At 37.7% G+C, this 16,455-nt stretch carries 12 protein-coding genes and 1 pseudogene; 7 read left to right on the top strand and 6 right to left on the bottom strand.

Translation table 11 applies throughout. The features are described from left to right. Nucleotides 1–16 precede the first annotated feature (16 nt). On the top strand, nucleotides 17–1,150 hold the full coding sequence (gene nrdB, locus I3259_RS06030) for a class Ia ribonucleoside-diphosphate reductase subunit beta (protein WP_238028793.1): 1,134 nt from the start codon (nucleotides 17–19) through the stop codon (nucleotides 1,148–1,150). Further along, nucleotides 1,147–1,443, top strand: coding sequence for a class I ribonucleotide reductase maintenance protein YfaE (gene yfaE / locus I3259_RS06025; protein WP_238028792.1), 297 nt, complete (start codon nucleotides 1,147–1,149; stop codon nucleotides 1,441–1,443). Before nrdB ends, yfaE begins: the two co-directional genes overlap by 4 nt. Before the next feature lie 35 nt (nucleotides 1,444–1,478). Here yfaE and adiA read toward each other — a convergent pair whose 3' ends face one another. From adiA to I3259_RS06005, 4 genes are all read right to left on the bottom strand, one after another. After that, a complete protein-coding gene (gene adiA, locus I3259_RS06020) occupies nucleotides 1,479–3,773 on the bottom strand; it encodes an arginine decarboxylase (RefSeq protein ID WP_238028791.1) in 2,295 nt (764 codons plus the stop codon). A gap of 64 nt (nucleotides 3,774–3,837) precedes the next feature. Continuing rightward, entirely contained in the window at nucleotides 3,838–5,154 is a 1,317-nt protein-coding gene (gene potE, locus I3259_RS06015) for a putrescine-ornithine antiporter (RefSeq protein ID WP_238028790.1), read from the bottom strand. Between the two features lie 294 nt (nucleotides 5,155–5,448). Continuing rightward, nucleotides 5,449–6,288 carry an META domain-containing protein gene (locus I3259_RS06010; RefSeq protein WP_238028789.1) on the bottom strand — a complete coding sequence of 280 codons (840 nt, stop codon included), beginning with the start codon at nucleotides 6,286–6,288 and terminating at the stop codon, nucleotides 5,449–5,451. A 215-nt stretch (nucleotides 6,289–6,503) separates the two neighbouring features. Next, entirely contained in the window at nucleotides 6,504–7,724 is a 1,221-nt protein-coding gene (locus I3259_RS06005) for a CinA family nicotinamide mononucleotide deamidase-related protein (protein ID WP_238028788.1), read from the bottom strand. A 426-nt stretch (nucleotides 7,725–8,150) separates the two neighbouring features. Between I3259_RS06005 and tyrP the strand changes: the two genes are divergently transcribed. Together tyrP and I3259_RS05995 are read left to right on the top strand one after the other, a co-directional pair. Continuing rightward, nucleotides 8,151–9,365 carry a tyrosine transporter TyrP gene (gene tyrP, locus I3259_RS06000; RefSeq protein WP_238028787.1) on the top strand — a complete coding sequence of 405 codons (1,215 nt, stop codon included), beginning with the start codon at nucleotides 8,151–8,153 and terminating at the stop codon, nucleotides 9,363–9,365. A 263-nt stretch (nucleotides 9,366–9,628) separates the two neighbouring features. Continuing rightward, nucleotides 9,629–11,578 (top strand): EAL domain-containing protein, encoded by a 1,950-nt coding sequence (locus tag I3259_RS05995; RefSeq protein ID WP_238028786.1) that lies wholly within the window; start codon nucleotides 9,629–9,631, stop codon nucleotides 11,576–11,578. A gap of 71 nt (nucleotides 11,579–11,649) precedes the next feature. On the opposite strand, the gene I3259_RS05990 is transcribed toward I3259_RS05995, so the two are convergent. Both I3259_RS05990 and cysB read right to left on the bottom strand, forming a co-directional pair. Continuing rightward, the gene (locus tag I3259_RS05990) at nucleotides 11,650–12,840 is read right to left on the bottom strand and encodes a methyltransferase (RefSeq protein ID WP_238028785.1); all 1,191 of its coding nucleotides are present in this window, start codon (nucleotides 12,838–12,840) and stop codon (nucleotides 11,650–11,652) included. A 118-nt stretch (nucleotides 12,841–12,958) separates the two neighbouring features. Next, nucleotides 12,959–13,933, bottom strand: coding sequence for an HTH-type transcriptional regulator CysB (gene cysB, locus I3259_RS05985; RefSeq protein ID WP_238028784.1), 975 nt, complete (start codon nucleotides 13,931–13,933; stop codon nucleotides 12,959–12,961). A gap of 392 nt (nucleotides 13,934–14,325) precedes the next feature. Between cysB and I3259_RS05980 the strand changes: the two genes are divergently transcribed. The 3 genes and pseudogenes from I3259_RS05980 to I3259_RS05970 all read left to right on the top strand — a co-directional run. Continuing rightward, entirely contained in the window at nucleotides 14,326–15,087 is a 762-nt protein-coding gene (locus tag I3259_RS05980) for a DNA repair protein (RefSeq protein WP_238028783.1), read from the top strand. A gap of 90 nt (nucleotides 15,088–15,177) precedes the next feature. Continuing rightward, entirely contained in the window at nucleotides 15,178–15,963 is a 786-nt protein-coding gene (locus I3259_RS05975) for a tRNA isopentenyl-2-thiomethyl-A-37 hydroxylase MiaE (protein ID WP_238028782.1), read from the top strand. Between the two features lie 320 nt (nucleotides 15,964–16,283). Then, nucleotides 16,284–16,400 (top strand): annotated as a pseudogene (locus tag I3259_RS05970) (Flp family type IVb pilin); the annotation flags it as partial. Nucleotides 16,401–16,455: the final 55 nt, after the last annotated feature.

The following is a 16,455-nucleotide window of genomic DNA, read 5'->3' as shown; positions in this document are numbered from 1 at the left end:
TTGATTTGAGGAAATCATGGCTTACAGTACTTTTTGTCAAACACGTAATGATCAATTAAAAGAACCAATGTTCTTTGGTCAATCAGTGAATGTTGCTCGCTACGACCAACAAAAATTTGAAATTTTCGAAAAACTTATCGAGAAACAACTATCCTTTTTCTGGCGTCCAGAAGAAGTTGATGTTTCTGGCGATCGTATCAACTACAACAACTTGCCAGATCATGAAAAACATATCTTCATCAGTAATCTAAAATACCAAACACTACTTGATTCGATTCAAGGTCGTAGCCCTAACGTGGCACTATTACCGATTGTTTCTCTTCCTGAATTAGAAACATGGATTGAAACTTGGTCGTTCTCTGAAACGATTCACTCTCGTTCTTATACGCATATTATCCGCAATATCGTTAACAATCCTTCAGTGGTATTTGACGATATTGTCGAGAATGAGCATATTATCAAACGTGCAGGTGATATTTCTAAATACTATGATGCGCTAATTGCAGCAACTAACGATTATCATCGATTTGGCGAAGGTAATCATTCAGCAAATGGTATTCCGTTCACGGTTAACCTTCGTGAATTGAAGAAAAAGTTATACCTTTGCTTAATGTCTGTAAACGCATTGGAAGCGATTCGTTTCTACGTAAGTTTCGCTTGTTCATTCGCATTCGCTGAACGTGAGTTAATGGAAGGTAATGCAAAAATCATTAAGTTAATTGCTCGTGATGAAGCATTACACCTAACAGGTACTCAGCATATTCTGAACTTACTGCGTAATGGTCACGACGATCCTGAAATGGCAGAAATTGCGGCTGAATGTGAACAAGAATGTTTTGATATTTTCAAAGCGGCGGCTGAGCAAGAAAAAGAATGGGCGGATTATCTATTTAAAGATGGTTCTATGATTGGCTTAAATAAGCAAATCCTTTGCCAATATGTAGAATATATTACCAATCTACGCATGGTCGCAGTGGGTTTACGTCCAGCCTATGAAGGTGCAACACAAAATCCTATTCCGTGGATTAACTCTTGGCTATCTTCTGATAACGTACAGGTTGCACCACAAGAAGCAGAGATCAGTTCATACCTTGTTGGTCAAATTGACAACGATGTAAGTGCCGATGATCTTGGTGACTTCGAACTATGAGTCAATTAACCATTAAGGTTAATGGTGTGGAGGTTCATGGTAATAACCATGAGCCTCTGCTCAAGCAACTCGAACAAGCCGGCATTCAACCTGAATACCAATGTCGTAATGGGATGTGTGGAGCTTGTCGCTGTAAATTAAAGCAAGGTGCTGTTGATCAGCATGATGCGCTCGCTTTTATTGCACCAAATGAAATTTTGACCTGTCGGTCAGTACCTAAATCAAATGTTGAAATCGAATTTAATTACCAAGTTACGGCAAATCAAGAAACAGCAAAAAAGGTAGCTCAATAATTGAGAGCTACCTTTTCTTTTAGTGCTCAATCACGTTATTTATTTTTCACACACATCACGTGGTAAACACCATCTTCAACTTCTGTCCCTTCAGTCTCATGCTCAAACCCTGGAAATTCTTTATCCCATACTTCAAGACTATGAAGGTAACCAATCTGCGGGCTACTATCATCACCAAAGTTCTCACCAGACATCAACATTGGAATACCCGGTGGATATGGGATAACCGCATTTGCTGCTATACGACCTTGTAGTTTATTAGAAGGTACCATCTCAACATTATCATCAACAATCGCTTCAAACGCCGCTCGTGGTGTAATATCAGCCTTAGGTAAGGTTGAGTATGCGGCATTAAGCATTTCCGATGGTGTATGTTGTTTCAAATAGCCAAACATCTTATCACCAAGATCTTTTAGCCCTAAATGCCCATACACATCTGGGTGAGCATTAACAAGCTCCGGTAAAGCGTTTTTCAGTGGCGTATTGTTATCGTAGTGTGTTTTAAAGCTCAATAAAGTATTAACAAGCGTTGCCCATTTACCTTTGGTGATCCCCATTGAGAATAAGAACATCACTTGGAAGTCTGTCGTGCGGGTTGGTACTATGCCAAATCGAGTAAGATATTGTGTAACAAGTGCTGCTGGTACACCTGTATCCAATAACTTACCGTCATCTCCCATACCAGGAGCTAAAATACTGACTTTAATTGGATCGAGCATACACCAATCAGCAGGCATGTCCTCAAAACCATGCCACTTATCACCCGGCTTCATCACCCAGAAATCTTGATGCGTAGCTAAGAGCTCAGCAGGTGCATCTTCAAAATCATAAACCTTACCTGTTTCAGGATCAGTGATTGTTTCTGCGTTCCAAGGTTTGAAGAACCACTCACCATCGGCAGCAAATTCTCGGTGTAAACGCCCCATCGCCTGACGATAATCAATCGCTTCTTTAATTACTTCATGGGTGAGCGATTGACCGCGAGGACCATCCATTTGTGATACAGCAATATCGTTAGATGCACTAATTGCATACAAGGGTGATGTTGTCGCATGCATCATGTAAGACTGATTAAAACGCTCAAAATTAATATGATCTTTACCATACCGTACATGGATCCATGATGCTTGTGATAATGCATTCAATAACTTATGCGTTGAATGAGTCGCAAATACAGTTGGCGCATCAGGATCTTCTATTGGCTCACCACGCATCGCAAAGTGATCGGTATAAATAGGGTTAAAACGTGCGTAGCCATACCATGCTTCATCAAAGTGAATACGATTACTACTTTCAGCTAATATATCTTGCGCACGCTTGGCGTTATAACACAAACCATCATAAGTACAGTTAGTTACCACCGCATAGGTTGCCTGTCCACCTGCTTTTGCTTTGGTTAAGTCGCTACTTTCTGCTGATTTCTTTAAGCCTTCTGGCGACATTTGATCTGGATAAATAGGACCGATAATGCCGTAACGATTTCGGGTCGGCACCATATAAACAGGCAATGCACCTGTTAGCATTAAGCCCTGTTCAATAGACTTGTGACAGTTTCTATCACAAATAGCAAGGGTATCCTCTCTCATACAAATTTGCATGATCGTTCGGTTGGCACCAGATGTACCTGTTACCAAAGAATAAGATTTGTCAGCGCCAAAAACTTTCGCTGCATATTCTTCACTTTCACCAAACGCGCCCGTATGATCCAATAGCGATCCTAATGAGCCACGTTCAATCCCCATATCCGAGCGAAATAGACCTTCGCCATAATAATTATAGAATCGTTGCCCAGCAGGTGTTTTACGGAAACCAACACCACCTTGATGGCCTGGCGCAGCCCATGAATACTCATGAATATCATCATACTTCATCATCGCTGATGCCAGTGGTGGTAATAATTGTTCTCTATAACGTTCCATCGCTGCCATTGCACGCCCAGCAATAAAGTCAGCCGTGTCTTCTAATATCCATGCAAACTCATCAACCTGAGACATTAATTCTCGGTTAATCGTTAAAGTCACTTTTTTTCTTTCCGCTAATAAAAATACTGGCACCCCTTCTTGCCGTTGATTTAATTTTTCAATCAACGAAAAAAACATGTCATTCTCTTCTTGTTGCTGCCCTGTCATACTCGACGTCAACATTAAGCAATCAATCGCTAAATTGACATTTAGAATAGAATAACAATCATCATAAGAAGAGGCGCTAAGAACTGTAATTGATTCATTTTTAAATTGTTCAATTAAACGATCAATAGCATTAGCAATAACCCCTGTTTTTTGCGAGTTATCAAAAATTAAAACTCTCTTATGTTTTCCGTAATTAAGCATAATATGGTCCTGTTATAATAAAATTTATACCGATAGAACATTTGCTTTTAAATTAAATACAACGTTAGGTTTTATTCGTCACCGCATCTCGGCTCGCAATAAATCCATAGAAGAAATAACCAAATAATGTAATGACGGTGCCATAAAATACAGCCTCCTCACCTGTTGAATACGCACCATAAATACTATAAATAACAGCAACAGAACCGATTAAAATACCAGTATTATATTCTTTCTGGCCAACCTGACTTTGCTTCATAATAATGCCAAGAGCCGTTAACGCGAGAATATAAGGTACCATGTTAATAAATACAGCAAGATTCACTAATACATTAAATTGTTTTAGCAATGTTGGAGAAATCGTCATTACCGCTAACAGTAATTCTAATGCCAACATAATCATCATGCCTTTAAAGGGTGCATCATGCTTATTTACATCAGAGAATATCTTCGGGAATAATCGCATATCTGCAGCAACTTTAGACACTTGAGCATTAGTAAATTGCCAACCTAATAAAGAGCCAACACATGCCATAATTGCCATTGCAGTAATAATTTCCCCAACGAATGGGCTAAACATCTGAGCAAAAACAAGACCAAAAGGAGAATCAGATTTAGCTAAAACCTCGTTAGGAATAATGCCTTGAATAACAGTTGTTGACGCAATATACGTTGCTGCAGAAAAAACGGTGGCAAGCATACAAGCAAGAGGCACATTACGTTTAGGGTTTTCAACAGTACCTGAGTTAGCCCCTGCTGACTCTATCCCTAAGAAAGCCCACAACGTTAGTGCCATACCAGCATAAATCGCACTACCAACCGAGATATTGTTTGGGTTCCAAGCTTCTGCAAATATTTTAGTATCAAACCAAAACCAACCAATAATAGATAAACCAAGCACAGGAATAATAATTCCCCATACGGTTACCGTCGATATTTGCCCTGTTATTTTAGCCCCTCTAACATTGGCAAACATAGTGATAATTAAAATTGCCACTACGCCAATGAATGTTTGGAATGGTGTTTCTTTTAGCCATGGAATAAAGTATTCCAAGTAACCAACACACGAGACAGCAATTGCTACAGCACTAATAACTAAACACACATAGTAAGTATAAGAGGCAATAAAAAAACTTGATTTACCATGTGCTTTTTCAGCATATGCGGACATCCCGCCATCATCCGTACAGTACATACCACACTTAGCAAAAGCATAGGCAATTGCAAGTGCACCTAATGCTGTAACAACCCATGCTAATAGGGCAATCCCTCCTGTTGCAGCAAGACTTGATGGTAATAATATAATCCCAGATCCCATCATATTAACGGTGACAATGGTTGTTAACCCCATTAACCCCATTTTATTACTGGTAGAACTCATAAAATTATCAGCCTTCTAAGTTATTAATTACATTAAAATTTAATGTTTCACTATTTATATAACCTTTTAATTAGTAATAATTTAAATTTAAGATCGTACAAATAAATATAATAATAGAATAGATGTATATTCTTAGAATACCTAAAAAATATATTAAGTTTTAACTACAGTCTTATTTGAGATATTCAATGAGAGCTTAAATTCATATAAAAAAAAGCGTGTAAATTGTAATTAAAAATTACAATTTACACGCTTTATCAAAATATTAGCTATTAATATTTACTATATTAACTATTACTTACCATTTTTAAAGGTAGCAATCTGTTTTCCTTGCTTATCTTTCACTGTAAGTACGTTATCAACAATCACATAGCTTGCAAAATTAGGCATAGTTTCTAAAAATGACTTTTCTAGCTCCATACCATCCATACACATTTTACGTGTTGCAGCGGCAGGCCCCATCGTTAATGTGCCATTAGATGTTTCAAATGCACCTTGGAAATTATTACAGCCAGAAAAACCATGAGCCGATTTTTTATCCATATCAAATTGGATGAATACAACATTACCACCAGCACCTGGTTTTACAGTTTCACCTTCAAGCGTCACTAAATTCCATTGCTGACCAACTAGCGCAGTCTTCTCTGTTGGTTCAGTTTGTTGATGGGCAACACGGTCTAATTTAATTTCAATTGGTTGTTTTACATCAGCAGCAAATGGATCATTATTGGTTGTTGATGTCATAACTAACTTATCGCCAACCTTAATAGTTGCACGTACGTTATAACGATGCTTATCTTGGATTTTTGCTGCATCATATTGAAGTGTTACAGAATACGGTGGTGCACCTGCAACATCCATTGATTCACTTGTAATTGTCGTTGATGGTGCATCAGCAAGAGACACATCTTCTAATGCAACATTTAATACAGCACCTGGTGGTAACATACGACGATCAAGGTAAATAACATTAACATCTAATGATTTCATTTCAGCTTTCTCTGTTTTCGCCGTTGATGCTGTTTGTTGCTGGTTTTGATTTGCCGCAGTATCAGCATCATTACAGGCTTGGAGCATAAATGCAGAAAATACAACTGAAGTAGCTAACGCTAGCTTTTTTAATTTAAAAGTCATTTATCTTATATCCTTTACGATTTTCAAATCATAACCATAGCAACGAAAAATGTTACTCAGTTAACTTTGCTATCAGCAAGATAGCATACTGATTTGCAATTAAATTTTGCTCAATACAAACTAATAATACAGCATTCAATATTAGGTGCAATCTTTATAACCCATACCAATATTATGCTTGCATTTTACTTATCAACGTTATAATTAATAAACAGTTATAGACTATGATTTTTCAAAATCCTATTTAACGATTCATAGTGACCAAAAACGTCGATACCCTCAAGTTGTCGCCGAAGCATGTCAAGAAGCACTGTTGCAATAATCCAACGTTGATCATTATGTGTATATTCACGCTTAAACTGTAATTGTTGATACCACCGACCTTCCGAAGTGATTATCCCTACAGTAAAACAGTCACCTTTTATAACACCTGTATATAAACCAATATCTACTTTTGACTGATGATGAATAAAGGATAATTGATCATTCATTTCAGCCATTAACATATCAGAGCTGATCTTTTCTTTTGCAGCATTATGATTCACGGTGGCTGAAGTAATATATTCACTCAAGCTAGATCGCTGATTAAGCCAATTGACAACAAAACCACCCGTTGAATACTCCAACAATCCTATTTTTTTTTGCTTTTTTTCAAGAAGGTAAGATAGGTTATCAAGTAAGCTTAAATTTTTACCCACAATGTTATCGCCTAACAACCGCTCCATTTCATTTAATAGTTCTAGTGCATAGCGATCATTAGATGGGGCAAATAATTTCACCTCAATAAAAGGTAATGAAGAACGATACCCCAATTCATAACCTTGCGGTAAAACAATATGTTTAAAGGTGTCACTTATTCCCGATTCCGACAAACCATAAGTAAATAATCGATGACAATGTAGCGATTGGATCTGAGGATATTGAGATTGTAAATATGGCAGTATTTGCTCTTTAACCATAAACTTAAATTCACTGGGCACACCTGGGGTAAAACATATCCAAGCACGATTTAATTTAATCGAAAAACCACAAGCGGTACCAACAGGATTATCAATTAATTCAGCCCCTTCAGGTAACATTGCTTGTTTCAAATTAGCGGCTGGCATTTCTCGATTTAGCTTTTTATATTTTGCTTTCATCTCCAAAACCCAATGCTCAGATTGCTCCAACCCCACATCTGCAGCCATTGCCGCCGCGGCAGCACTTAAATCATCACTTGTTGGTCCAAGCCCACCATTAACAATAACGATATCGCTATTAAAACTACATGACTCAATTTCTTTTGCTAATCGCTCACAATGATCGCCAACTGTTATTCGTCGTGTCATAGGAAAGCCATGTTGAAAAAAAAGACGAGATAACCATGTTGCATTGGTATCTGTTATATCGCCCAGTAAAACCTCTTCACCGGTACTTATCATTGTAATTTCAAGCATCCAATCCCTCTGAATCATTCACCGAACATTTAATCTTCTTAGTCTATGCTTTACACCATTTGTTATACAGTCTTCCTTTCATCAATAACGATATTAGCTTTCTTTCCAAGAGAAACGTAAATATAACTTTACACTTATTAAACTAATGTTGACAGAAGAGATATCTATCGTTAATGTGACTTCATAGTGAAATACGCTATTAAAAACAACACATCCACTAGTAAAAAACAATTAGAGCAAATTTAATGAAGCATACCTCGACAACATATACCTATCGATAGCCACAGTGGCTATTATCAAGATGTAATTAAAACTTTACACTCATCTCGATACGCCTCTGTGGCCTCTATTTTCATAGGGAGCAACGATAGGTGATCAATACCGACCACCTCCCGATCTAATTATTTACCTCTGGGAGTAACACAAATGGCTTTAAATAAAACACTCGGCAGTATGCTTATTATTGCAGGGACGACTATTGGTGCAGGCATGTTAGCCCTCCCTCTTGCCTCTGCTGGACTCGGCTTTACCACCGCATTAGTTGCCATGTTTGGCATGTGGGCACTAATGACTTACACAGCTTTATTGATGATTGAAGTTCATCAACATGCAGATACCAATGCGACATTAAATACTTTGGCTCAACAACTTCTTGGTCGCAAAGGACAAATCATTGCTAATTTTGCCATGATCTTTCTGCTTTATTCTTTATGTGCAGCCTACATTGCAGGTGGTGGTGGTCAATTAAGTGAAAAATTAAGTGGCTGGTTGGATATCTCTATTCCACCACAATTAGGCGCATTATTATTTACGCTTTTAATTGCCGCGATAGTTTCTGTTGGTACCCACACGGTTGATTTAGTTAATCGTTTACTTTTTACAGCAAAAATTATAGCACTTGCCGTTATGCTGGGCTTATTAGTTCCGCATGTTGAAGGACAACACCTTGTTGAAATGCCTGTACAAAAAGGCTTAATAATATCGGCCTTACCCGTTGTTTTTACCTCTTTTGGTTTCCACGGCAGTATTCCATCTATCGTGCGTTACATAGGTATTGATATAAAAACACTAAAAAAAGTTATGATTATTGGCTCTGCACTGCCTCTTTTTATCTACATTTTATGGCAATTAGCAAGCCAAGGCGTAATGAGCCAACCAGAATTAATGGCGAGTACAACATTAGGTAGTTTTATCGCAAGTTTAAGTAACTTACTTCATAACCCAATGGTTAGCCAATCTGTTTCTATTTTTGCAGATCTCGCACTAGCAACATCCTTTTTAGGGGTCAGTTTAGGGCTATTTGATTTTATGGCTGATAGCTTGAAGCGTTCAAGTAAAGTGAGTGGTCGTATGCAAACAGGTATGATTACCTTCTTACCTCCCCTTTCTTTTGCTATCTTTTACCCACAAGGCTTCATTATGGCATTGGGATACGCAGCCATTGCATTAGTTATTTTGGCGATATTTTTACCTGTTGCAATGGTTAGATCTCAGAGAAAAAAGCATAATATATCAAATGAAATTTCATCTTATAGAGTAAAGGGTGGTAATTTTGGTTTAATTATTGTGACAATGGCTGGTATTTTAATTATATCTGCGCAAACTTTACAGATGATAGGCTTAATTCCAGCGGTTGGTTAATCTCTAAATAAACATCATGAATAAGAAAGTAATCCTGTTACTTTCTTATTTATTTACATATTAAGAATATACTTAAACAATAAAAAACATTTCATTACAATAAGTTAAGCATACTCTAAAAAAACAACCTTTTGTTATACAAAAGCTTGCATGTGAAATGCAATATTGTGGACTAATATCACGTATTTATAAAAATATTTATATTCTGTTGTTTATATGTCAGTTAAAATCCAGCCCTCATAATAATTAAAAAGATATTGGTGATGGATATTTACTCGCCTTTAAATCATCTTCAAAGTCCTATTTGGATTTTTGATTTTGACCATAAACAAATCATTTGGGCTAACGACAAAGCACTTCCTTTATGGGAGTCTTCATCTCACAACGAACTTCGATCGCGCGATCTTGGCAAAGATATGTCAGCCGCAGTAGAAGCAACCTTAGAAGAGTACCGCGAAACATTTAAACAAAATAAAACGATCAAAACATGGTGGCATTTAGACCCAAGAAAAGTAAGTAAAAATTTGCTCTGCATTTTCTCTGGTATCCATTTGCCTGATAAACGCATTGCAATGCTTGTCGAAGTTATCGGTGATGAATCAAGCATTCGACGTGAACTTGCTTTTTCTGATTATTCTAATTTAGCGCTTCTGTTTAATGAGCAAGGTAACTTGGTGAGTGCCAATACCGTGTTTACCAAAACATATGGTGCTGAGCTGAGTAACTTAGCAGCCTTTGTTGGTGACAGTGATATTGCCCAGCAATGGATATCTGACGCTAAAAATAATCAAAACCTTAAACATAGCCGACTCTGTTGGACGGGGAAAAGTCATATTTGGTTTAGCATTGAAGCGAAATGGCTCTCTGATAAATCTCAACTTCTACTTCAAATTGTTAACATCACCAAAGAAAAAGAAAACTTACAACGCGAACGGTATAATGCTGAACACGACTTTTTAACTGGGCTAATGAACCGACGCGGTATTTCCACCGCTTTAAAAGCCAGTCATCACTTTTCACTTCCATACCATTTATTGTTTCTTGACCTCGATAGTTTCAAACTTATTAACGACACCTATGGTCATGCTATCGGTGATAAATTATTAAGAGCTGTTGCAATTAGATTATTAGACACAGTAAGAGGACGAGGACTTGTCGCCCGTTTTGGTGGAGATGAATTTATAATCCAGATAGAAGATCGTAATATTTCTAATTTAGTTCAGCTAACCCAAGAAATAATCTCGACTCTAAACCGCCCTTTCTATATTAAAAACATTGGTGAAATATCTATTGGGTGCAGTATCGGTACAGCACAATACCCTAAAGATGCCAATAGTTTTGAAACCTTAATTACTCAAGCTGATATGGCTATGCATTGTGCTAAAAAGCATGGTCGTAACTGTAGCTATCACTTCCAGCCCCATTTAGCAGAAACACTTTATCGTAAAAATGCCTTGCGCCATCACCTGTCTCAGGCACTTGAAATTAAAAATTTTAAATTGTATTACCAACCTATTATTGATCTTAATACAATGCAGTTAAAAGGATTTGAAGCGCTTATTCGCTGGCATGATGATTCTTTAGGTCATGTATCTCCTGCTGAATTTATTCCATTAGCAGAAGAAACAGGACAAATTGTTCCTATCGGATCTTGGGTACTTAGAAACGCTTGTAAACAATTGGCGATGTGGAATCAACAATACGATACAAAATTAATAATGAGTATTAATTTATCTCGTGCACAACTAAAAATGTCTCTTTTAGATGAGCTAAAATCAATCATCGAAGAATATAGTATCGACCCAGCTCAAGTAGCTTTAGAAATTACTGAATCTGCCATGCTGCAAGAGTTCAGTGAGGCAATGCCGTGTTTAGATGCTATTGCAGCCCTTGGCTTTGAGCTTTATCTTGATGATTTTGGTACTGGATACTCATCATTATCACAGCTACAAAACCTTCCGATCAGTACTGTTAAGCTAGACCAAAGTTTTGTTCAAAATGAACATGACAGTGGAAAAGCCATTGTTGAAGCAACAAAAGCGATTTGTAATAAACTCAATCTTAAAATTGTCGCTGAAGGGGTAGAAACAAAAGAACAACTAGAATATATCCAAAGCTGTAATTTCAATTATTGCCAAGGTTATTACTTTGATAAACCCCTCTCTGTTAATGAGCTAGAAAAGGGAATTCTTTCAACACTACTCACTCAATAGCAAGCTAAGCATCATTAATATAAATAGTACTAGCACGATTACACGCTAGTACTATCATATCTCACAGAAAATCATAAACGTTCAGCGTGAATCAATAAATTTCTTGGTGTCATTTGCTTTTTACAAAATGTTCCTAACGATACGTCATAGCCAAATTCTTCAAGATAACAAACACGATCAAGCACTAACCATAATTCTAGTGGTCGACGAAAAATTTGACGCACTAATTCCATCCGCTCAGTTATCGCAAAACGTTGTTCACCCTGTTTTTGCCAATAATCAAAGTCAACATTATTAGGTAACACAATCCCTTTTTGCTCAGCAGCCCAATAACAAAAAGATTTAAAACCTTCGCCCAGTAATGCTTTTTGTACATTAGGAACAGGCATATAGGTAGTAGATTGATTAATTTCACGTTGCAACAAATCAAAACCTAGTCGAAAACTAACCTCAACAAAACGAAGTTGCTTAACCCTATTTCCAGCCGTCACGGTCTCTTGCAACGGCAAACGTAAATCATGTTTAGATAACTGGAGTTGGCTCGATTTTGCAACCGTTGATAGCGGTTGATAATGTGAATCTCGGATCAAATGGTAGCAACACGGAGATAGGCTCACCGCCTTTCCTTTTTTCGCCACAACTTGTTTAATAAGCGAAACATGCAAATCACCACATGCATGAAGTGCAACGGCGTGTTGCTGCTGTTGAATATATTGCTGACTGCTTACATCAAATGCATCGCCTTGAACAAAATGGATATCTAATCCCAGTTGTTTCGCTGCAGCTTCACCATCAACACATAATTGCTGTTGCCATTCTAAACTGGTAACTGGCTGCTGATGCGTTACCGATAATACGCGACCTAAAAAGCCTTTTCCTGCACACCATTCAAGCCAAGGAATATTCAGACGCGGTAATACATGATTAAACGCGGTAATTTGTTGCCATTTACGCCCAGGAATACCTGCATCAAAGTTTTTAGGGTACGTATATTCTGTTTGCTTTAACGACTGCGTTTTTGCTAAATCCGATAATGTAATAGCATCAGGGATCCAAGGTTCAAACGCCGCTAATAGCGCATCATGATCTTGATTTAGCTGTTGCAACGTTTGATCATCAATAGATTGTAACCATTGACAAAATTCAGGGTATTGCTGTTGCCATATAAACCCTTCATCAGCAAAAGGAACAAACTGCCAATATTGTCTATTTTCCGTCAATAACGTATCTAATTGGTGAAAAGTGTTGGCATAGTGAGTCATAAAATAGCAACTTCAAAGAACATGAAAAACAAGGGGCGCTAGTGTATACCCAAACAGGTCTTGCCATAAACAACAAAACCGCCAAGAGTGGCGGTTTTAAAATAAGAGAACAAAAACGTTATCGTACAGGTAAGTCAAAAGAAGCAAACATCGCTTCAATTTCACCATTGGTCTTTAATGCTATTGCTTGATCAACCACATTACGTGTCAAGTGAGGCGCAAAACGTTCCATAAAGTCATACATATACGTGCGCAAGAATGTGCCTTTCTTAAAGCCAATCTTAGTCGTACTCGCTTCAAAAATATGGCTGGCATCAATAGCAACTAAATCTTTATCTGTTTCAGGATCCATTGCCATACTGGCTATTACGCCAACACCAATACCTAAACGTACATAAGTTTTAATCACATCCGCATCTGTTGCTGTAAATACAATCTTAGGCGTTAGACCAGAACGATTAAATGCACTATCAAGCTCTGAGCGTCCAGTAAAACCAAAAACATACGTCACAAGAGAATAAGCCGCTAAATCGTGAATTGTAATGTTTGTTTTGCTTGCTAATGGATGATCATTGCGAACCACAATAGAACGATTCCAGTGATAACACGGCAACATGATCATATCTTGGTATAAATGTAATGCCTCTGTCGCAATAGCAAAGTCGGAACGACCTTTACCTACCGCATCTGCAATTTGTGATGGCGTTCCTTGATGCATATGCAAGGATACTTTCGGGTATCGTGTAGTAAAACCTTGAATCACCGATGGCAATGCGTAGCGTGCTTGGGTATGAGTTGTCGCAATGTTTAACGTTCCCATTTCAGGATGAGTATGTTCACCAGCTACCGCTTTAATGCTTTCCACTCTTGATAAAATATCACGTGAAATACGTACAATTTCTTCACCAGCAGGTGTCACTTTCGTTAAATGCTTACCACTTCGTTCAAAAATCTGAATGCCAAGTTCATCTTCGAGTAATCGAACTTGTTTACTAATTCCGGGTTGAGACGTATATAAACTCTCAGCCGTTGATGAAACGTTAAGGTTATGATTAACTACCTCAACAATATAGCGTAGCTGTTGTAATTTCATGGTACCGCCTGCCTACTCAATAATCCGTTACCTTTCACACCACATCCATCAAGCCCTTATGGTATTTAATGAGACAGGTATAATAGTGCAACCATGTAATTAACATTTTATATATTGAAATCAGTAAATTTCATAGCATTTGTTTGTCTTTTAGTTACAGAACTCAATGTTTTTACAGTAATCTAATACTGGGAAAATATCTTACTATCTCAATAAGAGCACAGAACAAGCAACTTTAGGTATGTTCTGTTACGCCTAAATTTGTCGCACAGCACAAATTACATCTCGATTTGAACAAAGCTCCTATTTAATAACCATCTCACTAGGCTGTTTTTTCGAGATAGTGTATCCTGCAACATTCAAGATTAATGCATGGAAGATAAATACATCTTATGAGTATTCCTTTAGTTATAGGCCTTATTGGCCTGTTACTTGCGCTTATTGTTGGCTACAACGTTATCATTCAATATCGTCAGCGTTTAGAGTCGATCAAGCAACAAGAATTAGCCAAACATATTGCGATTATTGATGCGACTGAAGAGTTAATTAGCAATGCTCACCATTTGCCATATAGCAAAGAATTATTGGTCTGCTTAAACCAGCGTATTGTTGATGCTCTGCAGCAAATGTCTGAAGCATCACCAAATGATCGCTCGCTAACTCAACGTATTAAAAATGTCAGCGAGCAAATTACCCATTTAGAAGCGAATTACAGTAATGCCGACATTACCCCTTTTAAGGTTCCGAATACGGACAAACAAGCCATTGGCATGCTGCAACTCGTTAAACGTTTAAAAACAGTGATCAAAAGTGAGCACAGCAAAGGGCGTATGGGCACACAAGCCTTCGTTAATGAAAATGCCCGTCTAGAGTCTATTCAACTGCGTATTAATATTGAAAATGTCGTTAAGCGTGCGAATGAAGCACGTATTAAAGGACAAATTGGTACTGCAAAACAATTGCTAAAAAAAGGCATTGATGTACTTTCAGCTAAAAATGATAACTACGCTAACCAAGCTCGAGAAAAACTGCAGATGATGCTTGATGAAATTGATAACAAACAATCAATGAACTACGAGCAAGAGCGCCAACAGCAGCTCGATAAAGATCAAGACGATCTCGATGTCTTATTCCAGCCAAAGCGTAAATGGTGATTTGATTTACTTTGGCTTAAAATAGCTTCATCTACCAAGGTCGCAGTAGCGGCCTTTTTTACGTCTTATAACAATAAAAAGATACGCCTTATGGATAACACTCAACAGATGATCAATGAGCTACTGACGCCCATTAAACAATTTCTTCAATGTGAAACACCAGATAGCTGGATTGAAGAAGCCCGTAAGCCAGAAAACCTAACTGCACTGTTGGTTGATCACTGTAATTGTGAACTCAAAGCCAGCCAAACGGCGATGTTTATGGTGCGTAAATACGCCGTTGATAAAGCCAGTGGTGAAGCGCTACTTGCGTGGGCAAAACCGTATGAAGATTTTGTTTACGGTGGTGCTAACCGCTCTACTGCACTATTTCATAACAAGAAAAATGGTTTATCCGCACCGTTAGTGGCACGTTCTGATTTTCCTTATGGCGAAGATCTGATTGAAAAGATGGTGCGCTTAATTAAAGAAGAGTTTCACCATTTCGAGCAAGTGTTAGAGATCATGGAAAAACGAGATATTCCCTACTCTAACTTGCATGCTGGGCGTTACGCTAAAGGCTTAATGAAAGCGGTACGTACTCATGAACCTGCCACTTTAATCGATAAGCTTATTGTTGGTGCTTATATTGAAGCGCGTTCTTGTGAGCGTTTTGCCAAGCTTGCGCCTTATTTAGATCCTGAATTGAAGAAGTTTTATATCTCGCTATTGCGCTCAGAAGCTCGCCACTATCAAGATTATTTGACGTTAGCAGAAAAAATTTCAGGAAAATGTATTAACAATCGAATTTTAGAAATTGGACAAAAAGAAGCAGAATTAATCAACGCTCCTAATGATACCTTCCGTTTCCATAGTGGCACCCCATTCAGCCACTAACTTACTGATTTATAAAATAGCCTGTCTTTACACAGGCTATACTTTAATAATAAATCAAGCGCATATAAAATAAAAAACACAATGCATATTAACAAGTGTGCAGTATTCCACTCACTTTACATGCAAAAAACAGCCACACCAGTAACATAAAAACCAATCGCATATCATTTGACATGCATATGCCACATGCGTATATTCCGCCTCCGGAAACTGAACAGATACTGAATAAAAATTTAAGTGTCAAATTACTGTCAGGTTTCACCACTTTTTTTGCGGCTCCCTACTTTTTTGGCTGCACTCTCAATTTTAAGGAATCTCTCATGAACGCAATGCGTGCTTTTTTCGCTAAATTTCAAAAAGACGAACGCGGTGTAACGGCTATTGAATATGGTTTAATTGCGATTGCAATGGCGGCATTAATTACAGCTATTTTCGCTAACCTGATTACCACTATTTAACAGCTACTGTTAAATTATCTCCTATACTTCAAAA

This window comes from Photobacterium sp. Ph5, from assembly GCF_022129445.1.
In the GTDB taxonomy this organism is placed as follows: Bacteria; Pseudomonadota; Gammaproteobacteria; order Enterobacterales; family Vibrionaceae; genus Photobacterium.
Note: the sequence above shows the minus strand (reverse complement) of the source record. Positions and strands in the feature narration are given on the sequence as shown.